Genomic DNA, 26,346 nt, shown 5'->3' on the forward strand with positions numbered 1-26,346 from the left:
GCCGGTCATTCGGTCAGCAGCGCCATCCCGAGGCTCGGTGCCACATCGTCGAAGCCGAGCGATCGGTAGAGCCGCTGCCCGGGCGGGTCGCCGACGAGGGTGACGTACGCGCCACGGGGTGCCCGGGAGCGGATGTCCGCGACGAGCCAGGCGACCACCGCACGACCGATCCCCCGGCGTTGGTGCGCCGGGTCGGTCGCGATGTCGGCGATGTGGAAGTACCAGCCGCCGTCGCCGATCGTCCGGCCCATCGCGACGGGCCGCCCGTCGGGATCGAGGACGTGGCAGGCGGACCAGCTGCCGGCGATCGCTCCGGCGCCCTGGTCGGCGTTCTTCGGCGTCAGGCCGGAGTCACGGCGCAGCCGGAGGTAGTCGTCGAGGGGAGGCGGGCCGGGGACGAGGGTGTAGGACGCGTCCGTGGGGTCAGTCTCAGGCCGGCACGACGACCGGGACGACGCACGCCGGCGTGCCGACCGCGATCTGCGCGACGGCCTCGCCCGGTACACCGTCCTCGCCGAGGGGCAGGACCGCGATCGCGTCGGACATCTGGTTCGCCACGAGGAGGAAGCCGGGCACCCGGGCGAAGTGCCGGGGCCACACCCCACCGGAGGACGCCGAGCCCACGAGCGACAGCCCGCCGTCGGATGCGTCGAGCACCACCACGAGGTCGCGCCCGCGCACCGCGACGTACACGCGCCCGGCGTCGTCGACCTCGATGTGGCTGAGGAGCGACCCGCCGACCTCGCCGGTGAAGGTCGCCGCGGAGGCCACCGACACGAACGACCCCGAGCCGTCGCGGCGGAGGCGGTGGACCCGGCCGTCGAGCTCACCGGCCACGATGAGGTCGCCCTCGTACCAGGCGAGGTGCCGCGGTCCGACACCCGGGGTGACGTGGTGGACGCGGACCTGCTCGATGCTCGGGGCGTCCGTGATCCGGAACTCGTGCAGGGCGTCGCCGCCGAGGTCCGCCACGAGCACGGTGCCGTCCGGCGTCGCGGTCGACTGGTGGGCGTGCGGGCCCTCTTGCCGGTCCTCGACGGGGCCGGTGGCGTCGGGGAGGACCTCGGTGACGAGCGCCGACGCGGGCACCGTCACCTGGTCGTCGCTGCCGTGCGCGCCGATCAGCCCGTCGCTGCCGAGCACCGACGCGGCGTGCGACTCCGCTGCGGCGAGCGAGACCGCCGTGACGGTACCGGAGACGTAGTTGGTGACGACGAGTGCACCGGACGGGTCGACGCGCACGTGGCACGGGGCGTCGCCGCCGGCCGGAGCGTCCCAGAGGTGCTCGAGCGACGAGCCGCCCAGGCGGAAGGCCGAGACACCGCCGTCGGCCGTCTCGGACACGGCGTAGACCCGGTCGCCGGAGACGGCCAGGAACGACGGGTCGTCGATGACCGCGACGGTGCGAGCGGTCGGCGCGCCGCTGTCCGCACCCCCGACCGGTCCGCCGGGCACGATCGAGATGCCCGTCGCGTTCCCGCCGCCGGTGGCCGTGTAGGAGCCGACGAGCAGCGTCGGGAGCGCGTCGCTCACTCGTCGCCGCCGGCGATCTGCTCGTGGTGGTGGATGACCTCGGCGACGATGAAGTTCAGGAACTTCTCCGCGAAGGCGGGGTCGAGGTGCGACTCGGCGGCGAGGGAGCGGAGTCGTGCGACCTGGATCTGCTCGCGCCCCGGGTCGGCCGCCGGCATCCCCGCAGCTGCCTTGAGGTAACCGACCCGCTGGGTGTACTTGAAGCGCTCGGCGAGCATGTGGATGACCGCGGCGTCGATGTTGTCGATGCTCTGGCGGATGCTGGCCAGTTCGGCGACGGCCGCCGGGTCGTACTGGGGCGTGGTGTCGTCGTCGCTCATGCCCCGAGCCTAACGGCCGCGACCGCTCGGCAGGTGTCGGTTACGACGGTGGCCGGCGACCGGAACCTGAGCGGGACCTGAGCACGCCTTCGGAACTGCGAGAATGGAGACCATGTCGGTCCTGCTCGTGATCTCGTGCGTGTTCGCGGTCCTCGCGGGCCTCGTGCACGTGTACATCTTCTTCCTCGAGTCCGTCGCGTGGACGAGTCCCCGCGTGCGGAAGATCTTCGGCCTGTCGTCCGAGACCGAGGTCCAGGCCACCCGCTCGATGGCGTTCAACCAGGGCTTCTACAACCTGTTCCTCGCGATCGGCGCGATCCTCGGTGTGGTGCTCGCCGTCACGGGCAACGGGGCCACCGGGTGGACGCTCGTAGTGTTCTCGACGGCGTCGATGCTCGGTGCCGCCGTGGTCCTGCTCGGGACGGGTCGCCGGTACCTCAACTCCGCGTTCGTGCAGGGGTCGTTCCCGCTGATCGCCCTGCTCTTCGCGTTCCTCGGTTCGACGTTCGGCGCCTGACCGCAGCGTCGCGACGGGCCGGACGCCGGCTCGGGACGCGACCACAGAACGACGGGAGGCGCGGTGCCAGCTGGCACCGCGCCTCCCGTCGTTCCGCGTCAGCGTCTCGCAGGCGCGTCCCGCCCGGCGTCAGCCGAGCTTCGCCTGGAACTCGTCCGGCAGCTTCTCGAGCGCCCACTCGATCGCGGCGGTGGTCCCCATCGAGAACGCCGACGACACGTCCGGGTCGTCGAACACGATGGCGTGCCCGGCCTCGACCGACGGCACCTTCTGGAAGAGCGGGTCGGACTCGGCCTTGGACGCCTCGACGTAGATCGGCAGGATCAGCGTGAGATCGGCGTCCAGCAGGTCGAGGTTCTCGTCCGACAGGTGCACCGAGAACGCCTTGCCGGCCTGCTCGTCGATCGCCTTCGGGATCGTGAAGCCGAGGTTCCGCATGAACGTCGAGCGGCTGTCCGTCGAGGCGTAGGCCCCGAAGCCCTCGGACGTGTAGGCACCGACGACCGCCGACTTGCCCTCGAAGTCCGGGTGCGCCTTGCGGGCGGCGGCGTAGGCGTCGTCGAGGCCGGCGAGGAGCTTCTTGCCCGCAGCCTCCTTGCCGAGCGCCTTCGCGATCATCGTGGTCTGCTGCTCGGTCGACGCGAGGTAGTTCTCGCCGCCCTCCGGGATCGCCACGGTCGGTGCGATCGCGGAGAGCTTCGCGTAACGGTCCTTGTCACCCGACGACTTCACGTCGAGGATCACGTCGGGCTTGAGCTTGAGGATGTCCTCGTAGCTCGGCTCGAGCGTCTGGATGATCTTCGGCGACTTCGTGTACGCGCCCTTGAGCCACGGCCCGACGCCGTCGCCACCGAACGCGAGCCAGTCGCTCGCGCCGACGGGCTGCACGCCGAGTTCGAGCGCGGTCTCGGCGTCGCCCCAGCCGAGGGCGACGACGCGCTTCGGCTGCGAGTCGATCTTCGTGGTGCCGAGGGCGGTGGTGATGGACACCGGGAACTGGCCGTCGGCGGACGTGGTCGCGGCGTCGTCGGACGACGAACCGGAGCCGGAGGCGCACCCGGCGAGGACGAGGGACGCTGCGACGACGGTGCCGGCAGCGGCGAGCGCTCGGCGGAAGCGGGAGGGAGTTCGGATCACGAAGGTAAGCCTAACCTAAGCGCTCGGCGCGGAACACGCCTGGATAGGCTGACGGGGACATGTACTCCGACCCCTCCCGGACCCGCCTCGCGGTGCTCGGCTCCCCCATCGCCCACTCCCTCTCCCCCACGCTGCACGCAGCGGCCTACGACGTGCTCGGGGTGCCGTTCACGTACGGGAGGCACGAGGTCGCGTCCGGCGGACTGGACGCGTTCGTCGCGGGGCTGGGTCCCGACTGGCGCGGCCTGAGCCTCACCATGCCGCTCAAGCGCGAGGTCCTGCCGATGCTCGACCGGACGACCCCGCTCGTCGACGAGCTCGGGGTCGCCAACACCATCGCGTTCCGCACGGTCGGCGACACCGTCCTGCGGTCCGGCGCGAACACCGACGTCGAGGGGATCGTGCGCCCGGTCGAGGCGCTCGGACACCTCCCCGGCGAGGCGACCGTCCTCGGCGGCGGTGCGACCGCGGCGAGCGCCCTCACCGCGGCTGTGCGGCTCGGGGCGTCGCTCGTGCGGGTGTTCCTCCGCGACACCGCGAAGGCCGGACACCTCGTCGACCTGGCCGTGCGGCTCGGGGTCTCGCTCGAGGTGCTCCCGCTGACCGAGCTGCCGGGGACCCGTCACGGGTTCGTCGTCTCGACGCTGCCCGGGGGTGCGGCGGACACGCTCGACCTCGTGCCGTCGGGGCCGGACGCGGTGCTCTTCGACGTGGCCTACGAGCCCTGGCCGACCGCCGTCGCGACCCGGTGGGCGAGTGCCGGCGGACGCGTGCTGAACGGGCTCGACATGCTCGCCGAGCAGGCCCTCGGGCAGATCCGGTTCTTCCTGAGCGGTGACCAGGACGAGCTCCTGCCGGCCGAGGCCGACGTGCGGAGGGCGATGCGCGCCTCCGTGGGCCTGCCGGAGACCATCGGGGCCTGAGCCTCGGTCAGCGTCGAGCTCGTGCCTCGGCGTCGAGCAACGCGACCGAGACGTCCCAGAGCCGCTCGGCGGCGGCCGGGTCGAGCGCCCACGGGAGCACGCCGTGCAGCCCGTCGGTGATGCGGTCGACGACGGCGGCCTCGTGGCAGTCCTCGAAGTACCGGCCGCTCACGCCGTCGAGCTCGGGAGCGGTGGCGAGGAGCACCGACGTCGCCGCGCCCTGCTCCGGGGACTTGACGACGTCCGCCGCGGAGACCTTCGTCGCCGCGAGCACCTCCGGGTCCCAGTGCTTCTGCAGCCCCGTCCAGATCCCTCCGGGCATGCATGCGTTCGCCGTGATCCCGTCGGCGGCCCATCGTCGTCCGACCTCGACGGCGAAGAGGACGTTGGCGGTCTTGGACTGGGCGTAGGCGAGCCCGGGCTCGTACGGGCGACGCCGGAAGAACAGGTCCTCGAACACGACCGGCGAGCTGCCGTGCCCGCTCGACGACAGCGAGACGATCCGCGCACCGGTCGCCGCGGCGAGCGCCTCGTGCAGCCCGAGGGTCAGCGCGAAGTGCCCGAGGTGGTTCGTGGCGAACTGCGTCTCCCACCCGGCCGAGGTGTACGACTCCGGGCTGTCCATCAGCCCGGCGTTGGCGACCAGGACGTCGAGGGGCCCGGACCACGACGCCGCGAACGCTTCCACGGAGGCCGGGCGGTCGAGGTGGAGCTCGGCGACGTCGGGCGCGGTGCGTCCGGTGGTGCGGGCGATGTCCGCCGCGACCCGCTGTCCGGCCTCGACGTCGCGGACCGCCAGGGTCACGGTCGCGCCGGCCCCGGCGAGCGCTCGGGCCGTCTCGACGCCGATTCCGGAGGCGGCACCGGTCACGACGGCGGTCCGTCCCCGGAGGTCGAGCCCCGCCACGACCTCGGCGGCGGTGGTGTGGGCTCCGAAGGCGGCGAGGTCACGGTCCGGCACGGTGTGCTCCTGTCTGGGGACGGAGGCGCTCAGGACACCGTGCCGTCCACGTAGGACCACCGGCCGTGCTCGCGCACGAAGTCGCTCGTCTCCTCGAGTGTGCCCCGCTCGTCGTCGGTGCGCCACCACGCGCGGAAGGCGACGGTGCCGCGGGAGTCGAACGGGCCGCCGGACTCCGTCGACAGGACGTCCAACCGCGTCCAGCGCTGGGCCGGGTCGAGCTCGAGGCTCGCCGGGCGGGTGCGCGGGTGCCACGTCTGCAGCAGGTACTCGGGCAGGCCGAGGGCGAACGCGCTGAACCGCGACCGCATGAGCCGCTCGGCGGTCGGGGCCGCGGCGCCCGCGTGCAGCGGGCCGCAGCACTCGCCGTAGGGGTTGCCGCTCAAGCAGGGGCAGCGCGACTCGTCGGTGACCACGGGCGGCACGCTAGTCGACGATGGACAGCGCGACGGTGATGTTGCCGCGGGTGGCGTTCGAGTAGGGGCAGATCTCGTGCGCGCGCTCGGCGAGACGCTGGCGCTGCTCGGGTCGGGCGGCCGGCGCGTACACGTCGAGCTCGACCGCGAGGCCGAAGCCCCCGTTGCCGGTGCCGCCGATGCCGACCTCGGCCGAGACCTCGGCGCCGGTCGTGTCGACGTCGAGCTCCCGGCCCGCGGCGTGGAGCGCCCCGAGGAAGCACGCGGCGCACCCGGCGGCGAAGAGCTGCTCGGGGTTCGTGCCCTCGCCGCTGCCGCCCATCTCCTTCGGCGGACGGGTGTCGAGGTCGAGGCGGTCGTCCTCGCTGCGCACGTGTCCGTCGCGGCCGCCTCCGGTGGCGTGGGCGGCGGCGGTGTAGACGATGTCGAGACTCATGGCACGAGCGCATCGTGCGTTCCTGGACGACCGCTGGAGCGGGGCGCAACGGCGGGCGGCGGCGATCGGTCGATGAGGACACGTCGGGCGTGTCCGGCCCCGCCGCTGTCAGCTTCGCGGAGTAGACGGAACCTCGTGTTCAGACTCGGGTGGCAGGTGCTGCGGGAGCGGATCCCCACGGTGGTCGATCCCGCACGCGCCCGTCGCGCCGTGTGGATCGCCGCCGCGTGCTCCGTGGTCGTGCTGGTCGGCGCCGTCGCGCTGCAGCTCGCGTTCGGCTGGGCCGGCACGGGGGCCGTCCGTCCGGTCGTGGTCATCGCACTCGTGTCCCTCGGGCTCGGCTCGATCGTGTTCTCCGCCTTCCGGACCGACCGTCCGCTCGACCCGGCAGCGACCATCAACGGGCGACAGGTCCGGCCGGACTGGCAGATGAGTGTGCGGTGGTCGGTGCAGCCCTACCTGGCGAGACGGCAGCTCCCGGTGACCCCCGAGGACCGTGCGGCGGTGCTGACCGACGTCGGACTCCTGCAGCGCGGGCTGGTCCGGCGGCTGACGCGGCTCGCCCCGCTCCTCGGCGGGGTCGCACTGCTCGGGATCGCCGCCTCCGCGAGCAGCGACGTGCGGCCGATCGGGCTGCTGTGGGCAGCGGTGTACGTCTGCACGCTGCCCGACCTCGTGGTGCGGCTCGGCCGCTCGGAGCGCGCGCGGCTCGCAGCCCTCGCGGTCGATCCGCCGGCCGGAGACGCCGATACGGGGAAGCACGGGGTCGACGGCTCGAAGGTGCGGCTCCCCGGTGACTGAGGCCCGCGAGCAGGAACCCCGGACCGTCTTCCGCTCCGGGTGGCAGGTGTACCGCGAGCGACTCCCCGAGCTCGTCGACCAGCGCCACCACCGCCGTGCCCTCCGCGTCGGGATCGTCGTCGCGGTCGTCGCGTTCGCCGGACTGCTGGCCCTGGGGTGGTTCGTCGAGCGCCTCGACGGTTCCGTCCCCGGCCCGGCCGGAATCATCGTGGCGCTCCTGGTCTCCGGCGGCATCGGGTGCGTCGGTGCCGCCCTCGTGCCGATCGGCCCCCGGGGATGGGCACTCGCGCCCGTGTCCGGCATCGGGTGGCGCACCCAGGAGGCGATCGCCCGGTACCACCGGCGCAACCCGCCGCCGGTCGCGCCGGAGCACCGCGACGCCGTCCTGCAGGGCATGCCGGCGACCCGTGACCTGCTGGTCCGCACGATCTACCGCTCGCTGTTCGTCGTGGGCGGCTGGACCGGCATCGTCCTCGGCACCCTCGTGTACGACCTGACCGCACGCGTGGACAGCGACACCGTGATCCTGTTCCCGGGCGTCTGGCTGTTCTCCATCCTGTTCACGACAGGGACCGGCATCGTCGGCATCCGCACACTCGGGCGCCAGGAGCAACTCCGCGTCGAGGCCGAGGCGTTGCCGCCCGTCCCGTCCGCGCCGCGCCGAGGACGCCCCGACAGCCCGAGCGGCAGCAAGCTGGCGCTCCCGGGCGAGTGAGCGCATGAGCGCGTGAGCGCGTGTCGGTAGCACCGGGCACACTGGGCGCATGTGTGGAAGGTTCGTCGTCTCCGACACCACGGCCGATCTGCTGCCGGAACTGATCGGTGAGCTCGCCGACCGGACCGAGCACGTCGACGAGGACACCGGCGTGGTCGGCACCGGCCTGGTCCCGAGCTGGAACGTCGCACCGACCGACCCGGTCTTCGCGGTCCGGCAGCGGCACGGGCAGCGCGAACTCCCGCAGATCAGCTGGGGGTTCGTGCCGAGCTGGGCGAAGGACTTCCAGAAGCAGCGTCCGAAGCCGATCAACGCCCGCATCGAGACCGTCGCGACGAGCGGCATGTTCAAGCGGGCGTTCGCGACGAACCGCTGCATCATCCCCGCCCAGGGCTACTACGAGTGGGTCGTGCGCGAGGACGGCAAGGAACCGCACTTCGTCCACGAACCCGGCGGTGCCCTCGCGATGGCCGGCGTCGTGAGCGCGTGGCCCGACCCCACGAAGCCCGACGGCGACCCGGACAAGTGGCGGCTGTCCCTGGCGATCATCACGCGGGACGCCCACGTGGCCCCGGGCGAGGTGCACGATCGCATGCCGGCGTTCCTCACCCCGGACGGCTACGACGCCTGGTTGGACACCGAGCAGGGCGGCCTCGGACAGGACGACCTGCTCGCCCTGCTCGACCACGAGTCGCTGACGGTCGCGGCGGGCCTCGAGCAGTACGAGGTCTCGCGTGCGGTGAACAGCGTCAGGAACGACGGGCCGCAGCTCGTCGAGCGGGTCGCCTAGCCACCCCGCTCAGCAGTCGTCGGACCCCGGCGTGGTCATCCCCACGGTCACGTCCGACAGGTCCTGGGTCCGCAGGGTCCCCAGCGGCCCGGTCGTCGTCACCCGGAGCCCGGTCAGGTGTCCGCCGTGCGCCAGGCTCCTCGAGCGCATCTCGGCGACGACCCGGACGTCGTGGTGCGGCGCGATCACCGTGCCGTCGGCGTCGAGGACCTGCGCGCCGTCGACGACGCTCGCGGTGTCGCCCATCAGTGCGCCCGTGCCGGATCCCCGGACCTTCTCCGCGAGGACGACGCGCACCGAGCGGAGCCCGGAGTCCCACGTCGCGCGGACGCCCCGGAGCGTCACGGGCCGGTCGGACGGGTTCCGCAGGACGAACCCGGCGGACATCCGGGTCTCGTCACGTCCGGCCTCGTCGTCCGACCACCCGCCGCAGACGCCGCTCGCGCCCAGCGCGCGCAGCGGCGCGGGCGACGAGGTGACGACGACGAGCCCGGCGAGCAGGACGAGTGCCGCGACGACGCACGTCGCCAGCACCGCGCGTGCAGACGGGCCCGCTCGGTGCGGGATGGTCGCGTGCTCGTCCGATGTCATGGTCCCCCCGGTCCGGGCCGAGCGTCGGCCCACGTCGAGAGCATGACAGACAGGAGGCCCGGATCACGTCAGCCGATCGGCTGACGTGGTCCGGGCCCGCAGTCCAGAGCGTCAGGCGCCGTCGCGACGCACGTCCGGCAGGAGCACGTGGAGCCGCTCGGCGAGCCGCAGCTGGGCTTCCTCGAGCGACCGGAAGTCGCCGACGTACTGCCCGAAGGTGTCGGACACGAAGTAGTGCGCACCCTGGCGGTCGACGGTCCCGCCGTAGTAGCCGCCGTAGTTCGCCGCCCAGAGCCCCGTGTCCGGCCGCGACCAGAGGATGCGCGGGTGGACCGGCTCGTCGACGTCGGTGTCGACGACGAGGTCGACGTGGGCGTCCATGCCGGTGATCGCGACCATGGTGGCGGTGTCGACGGTCACCTCGGTGTGCTGGTGGTGGTCGACGGGCGTGCTCATGGTCGTGCTCCTCTTGGTGCGTGCTGCTGTGGTGCGGCGTTCCGTGGTGCGGGTGGTGCGGTGCTCCGGGGAGCGACGTGCTAGTCGACCGGGCGGATCACGGACGGCAGCATCACGTGCAGCTGGTCCGCGAGCTTCGCCTGTGCCTGCTCGAGCGACGCGAAGTCGCCGACGACGAGGCCGAACGTGTCCGAGGCGACGTAGCGGTCGTCGCGCTTGTCCACCGATCCGCCGAAGTACCCGCCGTAGTTGGCGACCCACTCGCCGTCGTCCTCCTGCGTCCAGGTGAGCTTGGCGCGGGCCGGGCGGGCGTGCGGTTCGGCCTGGGCTTCGAGGATGGCGATCGTGTCGACGGTCTCGGTGTCGAGCGTGACCTCGGCTCGGGTGTCGGTGCTGACGGTGGTGCTCATGTCGCTCTCCTTCGCGATCCGGGGTACATCGGCTGACATGAGAACGCTACGAGACCGACCCCTCCACCCGCCAGCGACGCCCGCCGATTCACGGGTTCCGTCAATGCGCCCCATCGGCGAAGCCCGGGTTTCCGGGGTCAGGCGTCGCACTTCCGGGGTACAGGGGACAGATCGGGGTACTCGTTCTCCGGCCATTCCGCTGGAGGCCTCGGGATGCGTCGATGCCGCACAGCGCTGCAGTGTGCGAGGTTCCGCGCACGGTGGGAGCGCGCGATCCCCGCACGCTGGCCGGAACCTCGCACATTGCTGGCGCAGGGCGCGGCGCGTCAGCGCGCCGCGCGCCAGCGCCAGTGCCCGCGCGTCAGCGCACGGCGCGCAGCGCGTCCGCGACCACCACGAGCGCCGCGGCGATCTCGTCCGCCACCCGCTCGTGCGTCGCCGTCGACCGGCGGTACGGGTCGTCGACGTCGTCGTCCGCCGGGTCCGCGAGCGGCGGCACCGTCCCCCGCAGTCGGGCGACGAGTGCGACGAGCTCCTCGGGCGTGGACACGCCGGCGAGCTCGGCCGGCTCGAGCCCGTCGAGCACCCGGGCGAACTGCTTGACCGTGAACGCGCGCTTCGCCGTCCGGGGTGCGAGCGAGACCACGGCCGCACGGTGCGAGCGCTCGGCGGTGAGGACGAGGTCCGCCGACCCCGCGATCACCGCGGTGAGGTACCGCGCACGGTGCCCGTCGGGCGACCCGCCGAGCCGCACGGACTGCGCTGCGGCGGCATCGTCCATCGATGCGCCGTCCTGCGCGATGGTGCCGGCGGACTCGACCACGAACGCGGGTGCGTCCGGGCCGAGTCGCGCCGTGAGGACCTGTGCGCCGAGCGGCGAACGGCAGATGTTGCCGCTGCAGACGAACAGGACGCGCATCGTCAGGCTGCGGTGTCGCCGAGCAGGTCGTGCCGCACGACGATGGCATCACGCCCGGGGCCGACACCGATCGCGGAGATCCGCGCCCCGGACATCGCCTCGACCGCGAGCACGTAGTCCTGCGCGTTCTTCGGCAGGTCCTCGAACGAGCGGGCACCCGTGATGTCCTCGGTCCAGCCGGGGAACTCCTCGTAGACGGGCTTCGCGTGGTGGAAGTCCGACTGGTTCACCGGGACCTCGTCCACGCGGACGCCGTCGACCTCGTAGGCAACGCAGACGGGGATCGTCGACAGCCCCGTGAGGACGTCGAGCTTCGTCAGCACGAAGTCCGTCACGCCGTTGACGCGCGCCGTGTAGCGGGCGATCGGGGCGTCGTACCAGCCGCAGCGGCGCGGGCGACCCGTGGTGGTGCCGAACTCGAAGCCGTTGGCCCGGAGGAACTCCCCCGACTCGTCGAACAGCTCGGTCGGGAACGGACCGGCGCCGACGCGGGTCGTGTACGCCTTGACGATGCCGATGATGCGCTCGAGCTTGCCCGGGCCGATGCCCGAACCGGTCGCCGCGCCACCCGCCGTCGCCGACGAGGACGTCACGAACGGGTAGGTGCCGTGGTCGACGTCGAGCATGGTGGCCTGGCCGGCCTCGAACAGGACGGTCTCCCCGCGCTCGAGCGCACGGTGGATCTCGAGCCCGGTGTCGGCGACCATCGGACGCAGGCGGTCCGCGAAGGACAGCAGCGACTCGACGACCTCGTCGGCGTCGATCGCGCGCCGGTTGAAGACCTTCACCAGCAGGTGGTTCTTCTGGTCGAGGGCCGCTTCGACCTTCTGGCGCAGGATGTTCTCGTCGAAGATGTCCTGGATGCGGATCCCGACGCGGTTGATCTTATCGGCGTAGGTCGGGCCGATGCCGCGGCCGGTGGTGCCGATCTGGCGCTTGCCGAGGAACCGCTCGGTCACCTTGTCGATGGTGCGGTGGTAGTGCGTGATGACGTGGGCGTTCGCCGACACGAGCAGCTTCGAGGTGTCGACGCCGCGGGCCTTCAGCGCGTCGAGCTCCTGGAAGAGGACCTCGAGGTCGACGACCACGCCGTTGCCGATGACGGGCGTGACGCCGGGCGTGAGGATGCCGGAGGGCAGCAGGTGCAGGGCGTACTTCTCGCCGCCGACGACGACCGTGTGCCCGGCGTTGTTGCCGCCGTTGAACTTCACGACGTAGTCGATGCGGGACCCGAGGAGGTCGGTGGCCTTCCCCTTGCCCTCGTCGCCCCACTGGGCTCCGATGATCACTGCAGCGGGCATCTGGTTCTCCTCACGTTGGCGGAGGACCTCACACGACCAGTCGGGCCGGTGGTCCACCCGAGTCTATCGGACGGCCACCGGCACGCTACCTGCCGGTCGCCCGGTCGGAGCGCTCGCGCACACCGGCGACGAGCGGCCACCCCACCGCCAGGACGGCGAGCAGGAGCAGTGCGACGAGCAGGACCCGGGCGTCCGCGCCGAAGCCCGAGGCGAGGAGCGCCCACACCGGGACGACGAGACAGACGCCCAGCCAGACCGCCGCGAGCAGTGCCCGCGCCGCCCGGTGCACCCGCAGGGCGATCGCGGCGACGACGGCGGCGAAGAGCCCCGACACGGCCCAGGTGCCCCCGGTGGCGACCGCCGTCCGGGCGTCGCCGGAACAGGACGCCGGGGCCGGGTACACCGCCGGGCACGCGACGGCTGCTCCCTCGGTGAGCCAGAGGGCTGCGAGTGCGCACACCACGACGACACACGCCCTCGCGACCGTCCACCCCATCACCCGATGATGCCGGAGGTGCGGTCCGGACGCCACCCCGGGACGGACTGGAGGCGCGGTGCCAGCCGGCACCGCGCCTCCAGTCCCCGAGCGGGTCGCGCTCGCGCGCTCAGCTGCGGAAGAAGTCCTGGTACGACGGGTCGCCCACCGGGGCCGAGTGGCCGGGCTCGGCGAGGCGCTCCTCGATCATCGACTGGATGACGTCCGGCGGGGTGAGCCCACGGCGACGCCACTCCATCGGGTTGGCCCGGAGCTGCTTCAGGGTGGTCTGCGTCTGCATGCTGCAACCCTCCCACCGGATAACTAGTTTGTCTAACTACATGTCCTTTTGACGCACTGCGGGCCCCGCCGCTGGGGTGCGACGGGGCCCGAGTGGTGGTGTCGGTGCCTAGCGGCGAGCGACCTTGGCGGTCGACTTCGAGGTCGACGTGCCGTCCTGGTAGCCCTTCGCCGTCGCGACGACCTTCACCGAGAAGGTGTGGCCGGCGTCGGGCGTGCCGAGCTTGTAGGACGAGCTCGTCGCGCTCTTCACCGCCTTGCCGTCACGGAGCCACTGGTACGAGTACGTGACGCCCGAGCCGTTCCACGTGCCGTGGTTCGCCTTGAGCTTCGTGCCGACCGTCGGCTTGCCGCTGATGGAGACCGCACTGCCCTTGACGAGCGTCAGTGCCGGGGCCACCCAGGTCGCCGCGGCGCTCTGGGCCTGGCTGCCGACCGCGTTGCCGAGGTGCAGCAGCAGGATCCGGGCGCTGGCCACACCGGCGCCGCGGGTCACCTGGAGCGAACCCTTGTCGGCGAACAGCGTGCCGCCCTGACCGCCCTGGGCGAACGTGAGCGTCGGCTTGGCGAGGTTGAACTTCGCCGTCGAGGTCACGTCGACCACCGAGGACCCGCTGGTGGCCGCGCCCGGCGCGTACGCCGACTCGGTCTCCACCCGGTACGAGATGGTCTTGCCCGCGGCACCGATCGCCGAGGCCGTCACCGGCAGCACCTTGACGGCACTGTCGAACGTGTTGACGTCCTGGCCGGGGGCACCGCCGTTGAGCGGGAAGGCGTCGACCACGGCGTCGTCGTCGGACGTCGCGTTGAGGTCGATCGTCGTGACGAGCGTCGCGTCGACCACGGACGACTTCGCGTCGTAGACGAGGTAGTCGTCCTTGCCGTCGCCGTTCGTGTCGATGAACACCTCGACGTTGGTCACGGCGCCCGGGTTGGCGTCGGGGCCGGCCGTCTGCACACCGAACGCGAGGGTGTCCGACGCCTTGTCGTAGCTGACGCCGTAGGCACGGACGTCGGCGGCCTTGAGCGACTGCGACGCCGAACCGGTCGGGAACGACTCCACGCCGTCCGTCCCGCCGAGCACGAACGGCGCGACCGCGGCGTGGTAGCCCGAGGTCAGGCCGCCCTGGTCGACCGTGCGGCCGCTCAGCGCGAGGTTCGCGGTCTTCTGGGACCCGGTGAACGACACACCCGAACCGCGCACGGCGCTGACCGGCTTCGGCGCGACGTACGTGCCGAGGCGCAGCGGGTCGAGCGTCTTGTCGGTCGGGGTGAAGGTCACGAGACCGGTCGCGGCGGTGACGAACTCCCGCTGGTAGCCCTGCTGCACCGACTCCTGGGTGGGGTCGATGACGCGGCGGAGCTGCGTCGGGTCGGCGACCGTGAAGGTCAGGTCCACGACGGCACCGCGACCGGGGCCGACGGTGACGCGCTTCGTGCTGAGCGAGAACGCGACACCCGGCTGGGACACCTGCGGCTGGTAGGCCACGTCGTAGGTGTGGGCCGTGGAGTCGGTGTTCTCGATGAGGAGCGACCGGGTCTCGCTGGTCTTGCCCGCGACCTCGACGACACCGAACGAGGCGGTCACGAGCTGACCGTTCTCCACGCTCTTCACGGTGGTGTCGGCGGTGACGGCCTGCAGGGCGTCGACGCGACCGGTGCCCTGGCGCAGCAGGGTCGCCGTGCCGGAGCCGTCCTTGACGTCGTGCGTGGCCGTGTTCATGAGCGCGGCCTTGACGTCCGGGGCCGACCAGGTCGGGTGCGACTCGAACGTCAGCGCGGCGATGCCCGCCACGTCCGGCGTCGCCATCGACGTGCCGCTCATCGACATGCGGTCGTCACCGGTGCCGTTGGCCGCGGAGATCACGTTGACCCCGGGGCCGGCGATGTCCGGCTTGACGATGTCACCGAACGAACCGTGGACACCGCGGCTGGTGAACGACGCCAGCGTGTTCACGGCCTCGGGGTCGGTGGCGAGTTCGAAGCCCTTGAGCTCGTCGGCGAACTTCACGTGCAGGGTCCCGGCCTTGGCAGAGGCCAGGAGGCTCGTCACGCTGTCCTTGGTCAGCTCGGCACCCGGGATGGTCGCGTTCCCCGCGATGCCCGAGCTGAAGGTGTTGATCGTGCCCGCGAGGAGCACGCCGACGCCGCCGGCTGCCTGGACGTTGCCGAACCGGACCCCGGACCCGCACTCGAGCGCGGCGTCGGTCCACTTGAGCCAGACGACCTTGCCCGCGACGGCAGCGGCGTCCGCACCCGTGAAGGGCGTGCAGCCGTCGACGTTCGTGGTCGGGACGACGACGTCGCCCTCGACCGGCAGCGTGCCCTGGAAGTTCTGGGAGTACTGCGCGCGGTAGTTCTTCGCGACGGCGGACGGGGCGGTCACCTGGACACCGTCGTAGAGCGACTGGCCGGTGGCGCTGGCGGCGACCGTCAGGGCACCCTCGGCGTTCCCGGGCGAGCCACCGATGTCGGTGAAGTCGTCAGCGTTGCCCGAGGCGATCACGGGCAGGACACCGCGGGCGGTGAGCGCGTCGATCTTCGCGTTGTCGGGGTCGTCCGGCGCGCCGTAGTCGGAGCCGAGCGACAGGTTGAGGACGTTGATGTCCTTGCCCTCGGTCAGCGACTGGCCGACCCAGTCGAGTGCGGCGCCGGTGAGGTCGGTCGAGCCGCCGTTGTCACCGAACACCTTGAGGGCGTAGAGGCCGGCCTCGGGCGCGGTGCCCGGACCGATCCACATGTCCTGCACCTGCTGCGTGGTGAGCTTGGTGTAGTCGCCGTCGAAGGTCTGCTTGTCGGCGTCGAGGCCGTAGCCGGCGATCGTGCCGGACACGTGCGTGCCGTGGTCGCCGCCCTTGCCGTCGATCGGGTTGTCGTCCGGCGCGGGCACCGGCTGGTAGGTGTCGGGGTCGGTCGGGTCCGCGTTGTAGGTCGGCCCGGCGAAGTCGTACCCGCCGAGGAACTTCTGCGGGTCGTACGAGCCCTCGGCAGGTGCACTCGTCGAGGCGAGGGCAGCGTCGTAGGCGGCCGTGGTGCCGGGGCCGCCGAAGTCCGCCTGGGTGTAGTCGAGGCCGGTGTCCAGCACGGCGACGTTGACGCCCTTGCCGGTGTGGCCGGTCTGCTGCCACGCGTTGAGCGCCCGCGTGTACACGTCGCTCGCCGCGTTCTTCGGGCTGACGCCGTCCGCTCCCGGCTTCGCGAGGCTCGGGTCGACGCCGGACGGGGCCGCCGAAGCGTCCTCGTTGACCGTCGGCTCGACGACCTTCTTCGGCGTGAGCGGGATGATGCTCGCGACGTCGGAGCGCGCCGCGACCTTCCGAAGCGCCTCGACGTCGGCGACGACGGCGATGCCCGGGACGGTGTACTCGGTCGAGTAGAGCTCGGTGGCGTCCGCGTCGGACTGCTTGACGGCAGCGCGGACCGCGTCGACGGTCGAGCCGATCGCCTTGACGCGCTGCTTCGCGGCCGAGGACTGCGTCTTCGACTTCGTCAGGTCGCCGCCCTTGGCCTTCGCGTCGACCTCGAGGGCGCCCTGGCCGGTCGTGCGCACGAACGCCGCGATCGTCTTCTGGGGCTTCGCGTCACGCAGCGGCTGCGCGATCTTCAGGTCGGCGGGCGAGAGGCCGGACGGTGCCGCGGAGGCCGCCCCACCGACGGCGAGCCCACCGCACGCGAGGGCCGCGGCGGCGATGCCGGCGGTCAGGACGCGTGCGATGCGATGCGGGTTCGGGTTCGGGTTGTCGTTCGGTGTTGCACGGTTCAAAAGGCGCACTCCTGGCTCCGTCCGTGTTCTTCATGGAATTGCTGTGAAGTTATGCGCTTGCTCTCAGGGAGCGCAGTCGGCACTTTGGGGGACCACCCCCTGACGGGGGTGTTGGAACTGATAACTTGCACACGTGTGTGCACGTTATTACGATGGGGTGCGTGACCACTCCTGACCAGCCCGCACGCGCTCCCCGCCGGGACGCGACGGAGAACCGGGCCGCCCTGATCGAGGCGGCGAAGACCGCACTGCAGGCAGACCCGGACGTCTCGCTCGAGACGATCGCGTCCGCCGCGGGACTCTCCCGGCGTGCGGTCTACGGACACTTCCCCTCCCGTGACGACCTCGTGCGCGAGGTCGTCACCGCCGGGGCCGCCCGTGTCGCCGGTGCGATGCCGACCGCGGCCGACCTCGGTGCACTCCCACCGGCCGCTCGGCTCGCCGCCATCGCGGTGACGCTGTGGTCCGAGGTGTCCCACGTCCGATCGATGGCCAGGGTCGCGATCCGCAGCCCGTTCAGCGAGTCCGTGGCCGCGGTGTTCGCACCCCTGCGCGCCCAGGTCCGCGACGCGTGCGCCCTCGGGATCGCCGACGGCACCATGCGCGACGACGTCGACCCCGCGACGCTCGGCCGGCTCGTCGAGGGCGCCTGCATCGCCGTGCTCGACGAGGCCACGCGCTCCGGCACCTCCGACGACGACGGACGCCGCATGGTCGTCCTCTCGGCGCTGGGGATGGCCGGCATCGACTGGCGCACCGCTTCGCTCTCCGAGCCGGCCGCCTCCACCACCACCACCACGAAGGCCTCCACAGAGAAGGACCGCGCATGACGCTCGAACTCGACCACGTCGGCATCGGCGACGAGCCCGGTGCCGCGCTGCCCGTCGTCTCCGCCGTCGCCGCCCCCGGCCGCCCGGGTGTCGTCGCCGTCGAGACGGAGCAGGCACCCGTGCTCGCCTCGCTCGTCGCCGGCGGGCGCATGCGGCCCGAGACCGGTCGCGTGCTGCTCGACGGGCACGACGACGCCGCGGCGGTCCGGAGGACGTTCGCCCTCGTGGACACGCCGGGCATCGCCGAGCCCTTCCCCGTGATGAGCCTCAAGCGCATCGTGCGCGAGGAGCTCGCCTTCGCCGGACAGCGGCCCTCCCGTGAGCACGTCGACACCGTGCTCGACGAGCTCGGGCTGCGGGACTACGCCGACACGCACGTGCAGCGGGTCCCGACCGACGTGCGGGTCCGGCTCCTCGTCGAACTCGCCCTGCTGCGGGACGGGGTGACCGGGCTCGTCGTCACCTCGCCCGAACGGCACGGCGGCGCCGTGGAGGGGTGGTTCGCGGTCGTCCGCGACGTCGCCCGCCGCGGCGTGACCGTCGTGCTCGTGACATCCAAGGCCGCAGCCGCGACCGTCGAACACCTGCTCGACACCATCCAGACCGAGGACCCCGAGGACGTGGCCCGACCTGACGGAGACGACCCGCGCCTCCAGTCCGACACCGACCACCTGCCCACGGAGGCGACCGCGTGACCACCACCTCGCTCGTCCGCGCCGAACTGGCGCGACTCACCGCGACCCCGCTCGCACGACTCGCGTTCATCGCGCTCATGGTCGTGCCGCTGCTGTACGGCGGCGCCTACCTCTGGGCGAACCGCGACCCGTACGCGAAGCTCGACCAGGTCCCCGCCGCCATCGTCGACCAGGACGCCGGGGCGACGCTCGACGGCGACCACGTCGACTACGGCAAGGACGTCACGAAGGAGGCCATCGACGGCGCCGACTTCAGGTGGACGAAGACGACCGCGGCCGACGCGCGCTCCGGCGTCCGGAACGGCACGTACGACTTCGTCGTGACGATCCCGCACGACTTCTCTGAGTCCCTCGTCTCCGCACAGTCCGACGACCCGAAGCGTGCCGAGCTCGTGATGACGACGGCGGACACGAACTCGTACCTCGCCTCGACCATCGCGGAGCAGGCGGGCAAGACGATGCGCACCGCCGTCGCCGAGCGGGTCGGGAAGCAGGCGGCGAAGACCCTGCTCGTGGGCCTCGCCGACGTGCGCGACAGCCTGGGCGACGCGGTCGACGGCGCGGGGCAGCTCGCCTCCGGTGCGAAGTCCGCTGCGTCGGGCGCGGCCACGCTCGCGGACGGAACCGGCAAGCTCGCTTCCGGCGCGGCGACGCTTGCGGACGGGACCGCCGCGTTGCCGTCGCAGACCGCTGCGCTCGACCAGGGCGCCCAGCAGGTCGCCTCCGGGGCGGCGACGCTGTCCTCGGGGCTGCAGACGGCCAAGCAGCAGACCGCGTCGCTGCCGGCGCAGACCGCGCAGCTGAACGACGGTGCACAGCAGGTCGCGGCCGGCAACAAGGCACTTGCCGACCAGACCGATCCGGCGCTCGACGCGCTGAACGGCCTCTCCCCCGACACCGTGACGGCGGCGATCACGAAGGCCGCCGCGGACCGTGGGGTGGAACTGACGCCGGAGGTGCAGGCGGTCATCACCTCCACCGTCGAGGCGCAGCTCGGTGACGACAAGACGAAGGCCGACCTCGCGAAGGCCAAGGCCGCGCTCGAGGGCGTCGACCAGCTGCGCGACGGGTCCGCCCAGGTCGCGGCCGGCACCTCCGCCCTGGCGACGGCGGCCCCCACCCTGGCCGGCGGGGTCTCCTCCGCTGCGGACGGTGCTGCGCAGTTGGCGTCGGGCTCGTCGCAGGTGGCCTCTGGCACCTCGCAGCTCGCGTCGGCAGCGCCCACGCTGTCGTCCGGTGCGGCTTCGTTGGCGTCCGGAGCGGCCTCGGCCGACGACGGCGCGAAGTCGTTGGCGTCCGGGCTGACGAAGCTGCAGAGCGGCTCGTCCGAGCTCGCCTCGAAGCTCGACGAGGGCCGCACGAAGATCCCGGCGTCGAACGCCTCGCAGCGTGAGGACCAGGCGTCGGTGATCTCGGACCCGGTCAAGGTCGGGGACGACAACGTCGCGGCGGCGGACAACTACGGGGCCGGTCTCGCGCCGTTCTTCATCTCCCTCGCGGCCTGGATCGGCATGTACGCGCTGTTCCTCATCCTCAAGCCGATCTCGAAGCGGGCGATCACCGCGGTGCGGAAGCCCCTCGCGGTGGTGTTCGGCGGATGGCTGACGCCGGCGCTGCTCGGACTCGTGCAGATGGTGGCGCTCTTCTTCATCGTCCGGTTCGCCCTCGACCTGAACGTCGTGCACGCCGGGGCGACGATCGGGGTCATGGTGCTGGCATCGGCCACGTTCGCGGCGATCATCATGGCGCTGAACGTGCTGCTCGGCTCGGTGGGGCAGTTCCTCGGCCTGGTGCTCATGCTCGTGCAGCTCGTCACCGCCGGCGGGACGTTCCCGTGGCAGACGCTGCCGGGGCCGTTGGCGGCGCTGCACTTCGCGCTGCCGATGACGTACTCGGTCGACGCGATCCGGCAGACGATGTACGGCGGGGACCTCGGTGCGGCGTGGTCGGACGCGGGCGTGCTCGCGTGCTGGCTGCTCGGGGCGCTCCTGGTGTCGTTCGTCGTGACGGCGCGGCAGACGCGGTCGCGGACACTGCGCGACCTGCGCCCGAGCCTGATCGGGTAGCGCGGAGGCTGCTCAGGGACGGCTCCGGCCGAGCGGCAGCTCGACCATGTCGCCGCCGAGGTAGCGGAGGTCCTCGGCGGGCAGGGCCGCACGGGCGTCGGGGTCCAGCACGCCCGAGGCGTCGTCGACCGGCACGAAGCCGATCCGCTCCCCCGCGGTGAGGTCGGCCGGGGACCCGGTGTTCCGGGACAGCGCCCACACGACGTGGTGCCCCGGGTCCCGGAGCGCGACCGTCGCCAGCACCAACCGCACCAGGTCGTCCGGCGAGCTCCACATCAGGAGCGCACGACCGGACGACGGCTGCTCGCCGAACGCCCCGATGCGTGCCGAGACGATCGACATCCCGAACCGGTCGGCGAAGAGACTGCCGAGGAGCTCCATCCCGGCTTTCGTCACGCCGTAGTACGTGTCCGGACGGGGCAGCCGGTCCCCGGGCACGCTCCCCGGTTCGTCGAGCGGCTCGGGCACTCGGCCGACGGCGTGGATCGAGCTCGCCTGGACGATCCGGAGGACCCCGGCCGCGGCCGCTCGCTCGAGCACGTTCTTCGTCCCGGTGAGGTTCGCCGCGACGAGGTCGTCCCACGCGGCCTCGGTCGGGATGCCCGCCAGGTGGACGACGGTGTCGACGCCGATCAGCGCGTCGTCGAGGGCATCGGCATCGTGCACCGACCCGGGCACGAAGCGCTCACCACCGGTCGGTGGGTCGTCCGGGGTCCGCTCGTCGAGCAGCACGAGGTCGTGACCGGCCGCGAGGAGTCGGGGCCGGAGTGCAGCGCCGATCCGTCCTGCGGCCCCGGTGATGAGCAGCGTCGCCATTGCCCGGACGCTACCCCCGGCGCGCCGCCCGCGCGCCGCCCCCGCTACCATCGACGGGAGAGCCACGGAGGTCGATGCAGATCATGGGAGCCGGCAAACCCGCGACCATCTACGACGTCGCCGCGCGCGCCGGGGTCTCGAAGTCCCTCGTGTCGCTCGTCCTGCAGCGCTCCCCGCGGGTGAGCCAGCAGCGGCGTGACGCGGTGCTCAAGGCGATCCAGGAGCTCGACTACCGCCCCTCGACGGCCGCGGTGTCGCTCGCGGGTACGCGCTCCCGGACGATCGGCGTCGTCCTCGACGACTTCCGGAACCAGTGGTTCGTCGACCTGCTGACCGGGCTGCGCGAGGCACTGCAGGACCAGGGCCACCGACTCGTCGTCGCGGACCGCTTCCTCAACACCGGACTCGACGCCTCGCCGGTCGAGGGCTTCCTGTCCATGCGCGTCGAGGGGATCGTGATCGCCGGCGAGCCCGACACCGACCTCGCGATCCCCGCCTCGACCCCGCTCGTCATCGCCGGCGGCCGCGTCGCGATCCCCCGCGCGGACACCGTGGCGAACGACGACCGCGCGGGCGGGGCGATGGCCGCGGAGCACCTGCTCGCCCTCGGCCACACGCGCCTCGGGTTCGTCGGCGCCTCGTCGGCCGCGTCCGACGAACGACGCACGGGGTTCAGCGCCGGTGTCGACGGCCGCGCCGAGGTCACGACGGTCGTGCTCCCGGGCGAGCCCACCGAGGAGGCCGGGTCGCGCGCCCTGGCGCAACTCCTCGACGCGCACCCCGAGGTGACGGCCGTCTTCGCCGCGAACGACGTGATGGCGCTCGGCGCCCTGTCCGAGCTCGCCGAGCGTGGGCTGCGCGTCCCCGAGGACGTGTCGGTCATGGGCTACGACGACACCCCGCTCGCGGCGACGCGGTACGTGGGGCTCACGAGCATCGACGACCGCAGTGTCGAGATCGGGCGCGGCGCCGGCGAGCGGCTCCTCGCGCGGATCGCCGACCCGACGTCGGCGGCGACCGAGGTCCTGGTCGAGCCCCGGTTGGTCGCGCGGCGCACCACCGCGGCGCGCTGACGCCGACGCGGCAGCGGACTGGAGGCGCGGCTCACCCCCGCCCCGCCGGCTGCGGCCGACAGGTGCAGGGTTCAGCGCGCGGTGCCGTCGGCCCGGCTGGTGCGGTCGATCTCCGCGTGCTGGACGACCCAGCTGTGCATGACGATCGCCGCGGCCGCCGAGGCGTTGATGCTCCGCGTCGACCCGAACTGCGTGATCTCGAGGTGTCCGTCCGCCCCGGCGACGGCCTCGTCGGTCAGCCCGGGGCCCTCCTGGCCGAACAGGAACACGCACCGTTCCGGGATCGGCGCCGTCTCGATGCGGGAGGCCCCGGGGGTGTTGTCGATCGCGATCACCGGGCGCCCCTCGTCGCGCATGGCCTCGAGGAAGGCGGCGACGTCGGGGTGGTACCGCACGTGCTGGTACCGGTCGGTGACCATCGCGCCGCGCTTGTTCCACCGACGGCGCCCGACGATGTGCACGGTGCCGGCGAGGAACGCGTTGGCGCTCCGCACGATCGATCCGATGTTGAGGTCGTGCTGCCAGTTCTCGATCGCCACGTCGAACGCGTGGCGGTGCGTGTCGAGCTCGGCGACGATGGCGTCCATCGACCAGTAGCGGAACCCGTCGACGACGTTGCGGGTGTCCCCGGTCGCCAGGAGCTCCGGGTCGAGCCGCGGATCGTCCGGCCAGGGCTCGGGGTGCGGCCCGACCCCGTTCGTCGTCCGCTCGTGGGACGGTTCGGGGACTGCGGTCACGCCCCCAAGCGTACGGCGGGGTCGCCGGTCACCGGATCCGGGACTCGATCCCCGCGATGAGGACGTCGAGCCCCAGCGCGAACCGGTCCTGGTACGAGTGCGAACCGAGGATCTCCGCCACGAGCTGGTGCCGCTCCGGACGACCGGCCGCGGCCGAGCCTCGGCCGACCTGCACGCCGGTGTGCCCGACCACGAAGTCGTACACGACAAAGAACGCGTACATCGCCTCGGCGTCGGGCAGGCCGGCCGACCGGAGCGCACCGACGACCTTCGCCACGACGGCGTCGGACTCCGTCGACACCAGGGCCCCGCGGCGACTGTGCGACTCGAGCACGAGGGGGTGGGTCAGCATGAGGTCGCGGAAGGTCGTGGCGAACGTCCGGACGACCGCGTGCCACTCGTCCGGCCAGACGAACGTCGCGGTGAACTCGTCGACCGTGCGGCGGACGAGCTCGGCGTGCAGGTCGTCGAGGCCGCCGATCGTCCGGTGCACGGTCATAGGTGCGACGCCGAGCCGGACGCCGAGCGCGCGGAAGGACAGCCGGTCGAGGCCGTCCTCGTTCGCGATGGCCGTCGCGGCGTCGATCACCTGCTCGCGGCTGAGGACGTTGGGGCGGCCACGGCGTCGTCGCGGGGTCGCCTCGGCCTGCTCCGGCGCCGTGACGGGCCGGGGTGCGACGGGCGGGGTTCCGGGTTCGACGAGCACGGGGCGTCCTCCTTCTTCCAATACGTGTCCCGAAAAGCCTAGGGCAAAGCCGACCGGCGTTCGGTGTCTCGACCATCTCGGGTCCGCGACCGGCGCGCAAGAGCCGATCCGTGCCTCCCGGCCTTCTCCGAGCCGACGCCGAGCCGGGCCGTCACGGGCGCGCACTAGGGTGAGGGGCATGGCAACCCGCGACGAGGTCGAGTGCTGGCTGACCGACATGGACGGCGTGCTCGTGCACGAGAACCAGGCGCTCCCCGGGGCGCCGGAGCTGATCCAGCAGTGGCTCGACGAGGGCACGGAGTTCCTCGTCCTGACGAACAACTCGATCTTCACCCCGCGCGACCTCAGCGCCCGGCTCCGCTGGTCCGGCATCCACGTCCCCGAGGAGCGCATCTGGACGAGCGCCCTCGCCACCGCCGACTTCTGCAAGTCCCAGATGCCCGGTGGCTCCGCGTTCGTCATCGGCGAGGCCGGCATGACCACGGCCCTGCACGAGGCCGGCTTCATCATGACCGAGACCGCCCCCGACTACGTCGTCGTCGGTGAGACCCGCAACTACTCGTTCGAGGCGATCACCAAGGCCGTGCGCCTCATCCGCGACGGCGCCCGCTTCATCGTCACGAACCCCGACGCGACGGGCCCGTCGGCCGAGGGGGTCCTCCCGGCGACCGGCGCCATCGCCGCGATGATCGAGAAGGCCACCGGCAAGCAGCCGTACGTGGTCGGCAAGCCGAACCCGATGATGTTCCGCTCGGCGATGAACCGGATCGGCGCCCACTCCGAGAACACCGGCATGATCGGCGACCGGATGGACACCGACGTGCAGGCCGGCATCGAAGCAGGACTCCACACCGTCCTCGTCATGACCGGCATCAGCGACCAGGCCGAGATCGACCGCTACCCCTTCCGCCCGAGCGAGGTCATCTCCGGCGTCCACGAGCTCGTCCGCACCGAACCCTTCGAGGTGGAGCTGTAGCGATGCGCTGGGATCCGTCGCGCTACGCCGCCTTCGCGGACGACCGCGCGCGGCCCTTCCACGACCTCGTCGCGCAGATCGCGTGGCCGGCGGGTGCGGGCCAGGAGGCGCCACGTCGCGTCGTCGACCTCGGCTGCGGCCCCGGGACCCTCACCGCCACGTTGGCAGCGCGGTGGCCTTCCGCGTCGGTGGTCGGGATCGACAGCTCGGCGCAGATGCTGGCGTCGGCGCCGACCGGCCCCGGGTTGTCGTTCGAGCTGGGCTCGATCGAGGACTGGACGCCAGGTCCCACGGACGACGTCGTCGTGACGAACGCGGCGCTCCAGTGGGTGCCGTCGCACGTGTCGCTGTTGCCGCGGTGGCTCGACGCGATGCCGTCCGGGTCGTGGTTCGCGATGCAGGTGCCGGGCAACTTCGGGTCGACGTCGCACGCGCTCATGCGGTCCGTCGCCGCCTCCGGGCCGTGGGCGCCGGCGTTGGCCGGTGTCCTCCGCGAGGACCCGGTGCTCGACCCGGCGGGCTACCTCGGCATCATGCTCGACGCCGGGTTCGAGGCCCGCGCGTGGGAGACCACCTACACCCAGCTCCTGCCGGGCGTCGATCCGGTGCTCGACTGGGTGCGCGGGACCGGGCTCCGGCCGGCGCTGCAGGCGCTGGACGCCGCGGACCCGTCCGGCGCCCTGACCGGGGCGTACGAGGCGGAGTACGCGGCGGCGCTGCGGTCGGCGTACCCGGCGGGGGCGCACGGCACGGTGTACCCGTTCCGGCGGGTCTTCGCCGTCGGCCGCAAGCCCTGATCGCCGCCGCTCGGCGCCCTACTCGACCGTGACGAGGGTGCCGAGCGGCAGGGCGTCCACCGCCGCCACCGCCTCGGCGTCGAGCCGCACGCATCCGTGCGACACCGTGCCCGAGGTCGTCGCGTTCCAGTGCAGCCCGATCAGCCCGCCGTCGTGCCCGCCGTACGGCTCGTCCGCCGCGCTCGAGTGCAGCGAGGTCAGCTGGATCGGGTGGTCGCCGGTCCCCTGCGCGGGGTCGACGTACCGCTGCTCGAGGTAGCCGGTGACCCCGGTCGGCGTCGGGGTGTCCGCCGTGCCGACGCCGGCGCGGAACCGCTGCACGGCCCCGCCGTCCGACGAGACGATCGACACGGACTGGTCCGTCGTCGAGATGACGACGCGGGAGGTCGGGGTCGACACCTCCCGGAGCGACGCCACCGGTACCCACGCCGAGGTCTGCGCCGCCGCCGATCCCCCGGCGGCCGAGGGCAGCTGCTGGCGCGCCGGGGTGAGGACACGCTCCCAGTCCCCGTCGCGCTCGACCCCGACGACCGTGGTGGGCTGCCGGAGGAAGTCGGAGGCGGCGAACCGTGCGACCGGTGTGGTCCGCGCCGCGCCGAACAGGGGTGCGTCGGCCCGGAGCCGGAACACGGTGTCCGAGGTGATCGTCCGGTCGAACGGCATGAGCCCGCCGATGACCGCCGAGTACTGCGCCTCCGGCAGTGCGGCGAGCGCGGCGGCCCCGACGTGCGGGACGGCCGGGGCGACGTGGGACCGCGTCGCCGACGCCGACGGAACGGGCTCCGAGGCGACCGGGGTGGACCCGAGCAACGGGACGGCGACCGCCCCGGCGAGGACGACCGCGGCAGCGATGCCGGTCGCGGTCCAGAGGGTGCGTGTGCGCATG

The 26,346-nt window shown here is 72.5% G+C and carries 30 protein-coding genes; 11 read left to right on the plus strand and 19 right to left on the minus strand.

The genetic code is table 11. The features are described from left to right. Positions 1 to 5 precede the first annotated feature (5 nt). From ACEN8D_RS08635 to ACEN8D_RS08645, 3 genes are read right to left on the minus strand one after another with little or no spacing between them, the layout of a single operon-like run. A complete protein-coding gene (locus ACEN8D_RS08635) occupies positions 6 to 506 on the minus strand; it encodes a GNAT family N-acetyltransferase (protein ID WP_413398160.1) in 501 nt (166 codons plus the stop codon). Then, positions 430 to 1,533 carry a lactonase family protein gene (locus ACEN8D_RS08640; RefSeq protein WP_413398159.1) on the minus strand — a complete coding sequence of 368 codons (1,104 nt, stop codon included), beginning with the start codon at positions 1,531 to 1,533 and terminating at the stop codon, positions 430 to 432. Before ACEN8D_RS08640 ends, ACEN8D_RS08635 begins: the two co-directional genes overlap by 77 nt. Beyond that, positions 1,530 to 1,853: a chorismate mutase gene (locus tag ACEN8D_RS08645; protein WP_070417024.1), complete on the minus strand. Its 324-nt coding sequence runs from the start codon at positions 1,851 to 1,853 to the stop codon at positions 1,530 to 1,532. The genes ACEN8D_RS08640 and ACEN8D_RS08645 overlap by 4 nt, the downstream gene beginning before the upstream one ends. Positions 1,854 to 1,965: 112 nt before the next feature. Here ACEN8D_RS08645 and ACEN8D_RS08650 point away from each other — a divergent pair, with 112 nt between their 5' ends. Further along, positions 1,966 to 2,370, plus strand: coding sequence for a DUF1304 domain-containing protein (locus ACEN8D_RS08650; protein ID WP_083295407.1), 405 nt, complete (start codon positions 1,966 to 1,968; stop codon positions 2,368 to 2,370). 129 nt (positions 2,371 to 2,499) lie between these two features. On the opposite strand, the gene ACEN8D_RS08655 is transcribed toward ACEN8D_RS08650, so the two are convergent. After that, a complete protein-coding gene (locus ACEN8D_RS08655) occupies positions 2,500 to 3,507 on the minus strand; it encodes an iron-siderophore ABC transporter substrate-binding protein (protein ID WP_413398157.1) in 1,008 nt (335 codons plus the stop codon). Positions 3,508 to 3,566: 59 nt separating this feature from the next. Between ACEN8D_RS08655 and ACEN8D_RS08660 the strand changes: the two genes are divergently transcribed. Then, entirely contained in the window at positions 3,567 to 4,430 is an 864-nt protein-coding gene (locus ACEN8D_RS08660; RefSeq protein WP_413398156.1) for a shikimate dehydrogenase family protein, read from the plus strand. Positions 4,431 to 4,437: 7 nt separating this feature from the next. Here ACEN8D_RS08660 and ACEN8D_RS08665 read toward each other — a convergent pair whose 3' ends face one another. From ACEN8D_RS08665 to ACEN8D_RS08675, 3 genes are read right to left on the minus strand one after another with little or no spacing between them, the layout of a single operon-like run. Next, positions 4,438 to 5,391: an SDR family NAD(P)-dependent oxidoreductase gene (locus tag ACEN8D_RS08665; protein WP_413398155.1), complete on the minus strand. Its 954-nt coding sequence runs from the start codon at positions 5,389 to 5,391 to the stop codon at positions 4,438 to 4,440. 29 nt (positions 5,392 to 5,420) lie between these two features. Next, positions 5,421 to 5,807: a YchJ family protein gene (locus tag ACEN8D_RS08670; RefSeq protein WP_071294503.1), complete on the minus strand. Its 387-nt coding sequence runs from the start codon at positions 5,805 to 5,807 to the stop codon at positions 5,421 to 5,423. Between the two features lie 10 nt (positions 5,808 to 5,817). Continuing rightward, a complete protein-coding gene (locus ACEN8D_RS08675) occupies positions 5,818 to 6,243 on the minus strand; it encodes an organic hydroperoxide resistance protein (protein WP_413398154.1) in 426 nt (141 codons plus the stop codon). A 135-nt stretch (positions 6,244 to 6,378) separates the two neighbouring features. On the opposite strand from ACEN8D_RS08675, the gene ACEN8D_RS08680 reads away from it, so the two are divergent. Genes ACEN8D_RS08680 through ACEN8D_RS08690 form a run of 3 tightly spaced genes read left to right on the plus strand, consistent with a single transcriptional unit; the run spans position 6,379 to position 8,549 of the window. Beyond that, positions 6,379 to 7,044, plus strand: coding sequence for a hypothetical protein (locus ACEN8D_RS08680; RefSeq protein ID WP_413398153.1), 666 nt, complete (start codon positions 6,379 to 6,381; stop codon positions 7,042 to 7,044). Further along, a complete protein-coding gene (locus ACEN8D_RS08685) occupies positions 7,037 to 7,759 on the plus strand; it encodes a hypothetical protein (protein WP_413398151.1) in 723 nt (240 codons plus the stop codon). The genes ACEN8D_RS08680 and ACEN8D_RS08685 overlap by 8 nt, the downstream gene beginning before the upstream one ends. Before the next feature lie 49 nt (positions 7,760 to 7,808). Further along, positions 7,809 to 8,549, plus strand: a complete 741-nt coding sequence (locus ACEN8D_RS08690; protein WP_413398150.1) for an SOS response-associated peptidase — start codon at positions 7,809 to 7,811, stop codon at positions 8,547 to 8,549. 9 nt (positions 8,550 to 8,558) lie between these two features. On the opposite strand, the gene ACEN8D_RS08695 is transcribed toward ACEN8D_RS08690, so the two are convergent. The 8 genes from ACEN8D_RS08695 to ACEN8D_RS08730 all read right to left on the minus strand — a co-directional run bounded on the left by ACEN8D_RS08695 (position 8,559) and on the right by ACEN8D_RS08730 (position 16,764). Next, positions 8,559 to 9,140, minus strand: a complete 582-nt coding sequence (locus ACEN8D_RS08695) for a hypothetical protein (protein ID WP_309889590.1) — start codon at positions 9,138 to 9,140, stop codon at positions 8,559 to 8,561. Positions 9,141 to 9,251: 111 nt separating this feature from the next. Beyond that, entirely contained in the window at positions 9,252 to 9,596 is a 345-nt protein-coding gene (locus ACEN8D_RS08700; protein ID WP_071294452.1) for a hypothetical protein, read from the minus strand. 80 nt (positions 9,597 to 9,676) lie between these two features. Continuing rightward, positions 9,677 to 10,006 carry a hypothetical protein gene (locus tag ACEN8D_RS08705; RefSeq protein WP_070417032.1) on the minus strand — a complete coding sequence of 110 codons (330 nt, stop codon included), beginning with the start codon at positions 10,004 to 10,006 and terminating at the stop codon, positions 9,677 to 9,679. A gap of 361 nt (positions 10,007 to 10,367) precedes the next feature. After that, on the minus strand, positions 10,368 to 10,925 hold the full coding sequence (locus ACEN8D_RS08710) for an arsenate reductase/protein-tyrosine-phosphatase family protein (protein ID WP_495601233.1): 558 nt from the start codon (positions 10,923 to 10,925) through the stop codon (positions 10,368 to 10,370). 2 nt (positions 10,926 to 10,927) lie between these two features. Further along, entirely contained in the window at positions 10,928 to 12,226 is a 1,299-nt protein-coding gene (locus ACEN8D_RS08715) for an adenylosuccinate synthase (RefSeq protein WP_070417034.1), read from the minus strand. Between the two features lie 85 nt (positions 12,227 to 12,311). Beyond that, positions 12,312 to 12,722 carry a hypothetical protein gene (locus ACEN8D_RS08720; protein ID WP_402736234.1) on the minus strand — a complete coding sequence of 137 codons (411 nt, stop codon included), beginning with the start codon at positions 12,720 to 12,722 and terminating at the stop codon, positions 12,312 to 12,314. Positions 12,723 to 12,831: 109 nt separating this feature from the next. After that, a complete protein-coding gene (locus ACEN8D_RS08725; protein ID WP_156794772.1) occupies positions 12,832 to 13,002 on the minus strand; it encodes a hypothetical protein in 171 nt (56 codons plus the stop codon). Between the two features lie 108 nt (positions 13,003 to 13,110). Next, a complete protein-coding gene (locus tag ACEN8D_RS08730; RefSeq protein WP_413398976.1) occupies positions 13,111 to 16,764 on the minus strand; it encodes a S8 family serine peptidase in 3,654 nt (1,217 codons plus the stop codon). 161 nt (positions 16,765 to 16,925) lie between these two features. Between ACEN8D_RS08730 and ACEN8D_RS08735 the strand changes: the two genes are divergently transcribed. The 3 genes from ACEN8D_RS08735 to ACEN8D_RS08745 are packed head-to-tail and all read left to right on the plus strand — an operon-like array spanning position 16,926 to position 20,355. After that, positions 16,926 to 17,594 (plus strand): TetR/AcrR family transcriptional regulator, encoded by a 669-nt coding sequence (locus ACEN8D_RS08735; RefSeq protein ID WP_413398977.1) that lies wholly within the window; start codon positions 16,926 to 16,928, stop codon positions 17,592 to 17,594. Further along, positions 17,591 to 18,289, plus strand: coding sequence for a hypothetical protein (locus tag ACEN8D_RS08740; protein ID WP_413398978.1), 699 nt, complete (start codon positions 17,591 to 17,593; stop codon positions 18,287 to 18,289). Before ACEN8D_RS08735 ends, ACEN8D_RS08740 begins: the two co-directional genes overlap by 4 nt. Continuing rightward, positions 18,286 to 20,355, plus strand: a complete 2,070-nt coding sequence (locus ACEN8D_RS08745) for a YhgE/Pip family protein (RefSeq protein ID WP_413398979.1) — start codon at positions 18,286 to 18,288, stop codon at positions 20,353 to 20,355. Before ACEN8D_RS08740 ends, ACEN8D_RS08745 begins: the two co-directional genes overlap by 4 nt. 12 nt (positions 20,356 to 20,367) lie before the next feature. On the opposite strand, the gene ACEN8D_RS08750 is transcribed toward ACEN8D_RS08745, so the two are convergent. After that, positions 20,368 to 21,171 carry an NAD-dependent epimerase/dehydratase family protein gene (locus ACEN8D_RS08750; RefSeq protein WP_413398980.1) on the minus strand — a complete coding sequence of 268 codons (804 nt, stop codon included), beginning with the start codon at positions 21,169 to 21,171 and terminating at the stop codon, positions 20,368 to 20,370. A gap of 74 nt (positions 21,172 to 21,245) precedes the next feature. Between ACEN8D_RS08750 and ACEN8D_RS08755 the strand changes: the two genes are divergently transcribed. Continuing rightward, on the plus strand, positions 21,246 to 22,244 hold the full coding sequence (locus ACEN8D_RS08755) for a LacI family DNA-binding transcriptional regulator (protein ID WP_254789380.1): 999 nt from the start codon (positions 21,246 to 21,248) through the stop codon (positions 22,242 to 22,244). 71 nt (positions 22,245 to 22,315) lie between these two features. On the opposite strand, the gene ACEN8D_RS08760 is transcribed toward ACEN8D_RS08755, so the two are convergent. Together ACEN8D_RS08760 and ACEN8D_RS08765 are read right to left on the minus strand one after the other, a co-directional pair. Next, the gene (locus ACEN8D_RS08760) at positions 22,316 to 22,981 is read right to left on the minus strand and encodes a TrmH family RNA methyltransferase (RefSeq protein ID WP_413398543.1); all 666 of its coding nucleotides are present in this window, start codon (positions 22,979 to 22,981) and stop codon (positions 22,316 to 22,318) included. A gap of 28 nt (positions 22,982 to 23,009) precedes the next feature. Next, positions 23,010 to 23,687, minus strand: a complete 678-nt coding sequence (locus ACEN8D_RS08765) for a TetR/AcrR family transcriptional regulator C-terminal domain-containing protein (RefSeq protein WP_413398544.1) — start codon at positions 23,685 to 23,687, stop codon at positions 23,010 to 23,012. A 178-nt stretch (positions 23,688 to 23,865) separates the two neighbouring features. Between ACEN8D_RS08765 and ACEN8D_RS08770 the strand changes: the two genes are divergently transcribed. Continuing rightward, a complete protein-coding gene (locus ACEN8D_RS08770) occupies positions 23,866 to 24,663 on the plus strand; it encodes an HAD-IIA family hydrolase (RefSeq protein WP_070417042.1) in 798 nt (265 codons plus the stop codon). 2 nt (positions 24,664 to 24,665) lie between these two features. Further along, a complete protein-coding gene (locus ACEN8D_RS08775) occupies positions 24,666 to 25,460 on the plus strand; it encodes a methyltransferase domain-containing protein (protein WP_413398545.1) in 795 nt (264 codons plus the stop codon). Between the two features lie 18 nt (positions 25,461 to 25,478). On the opposite strand, the gene ACEN8D_RS08780 is transcribed toward ACEN8D_RS08775, so the two are convergent. Beyond that, entirely contained in the window at positions 25,479 to 26,345 is an 867-nt protein-coding gene (locus ACEN8D_RS08780) for a L,D-transpeptidase (RefSeq protein WP_495601234.1), read from the minus strand. Between the last annotated feature and the right edge of the window lies 1 nt (position 26,346).

It is taken from the genome of Curtobacterium sp. Curtsp22 (assembly GCF_059492135.1).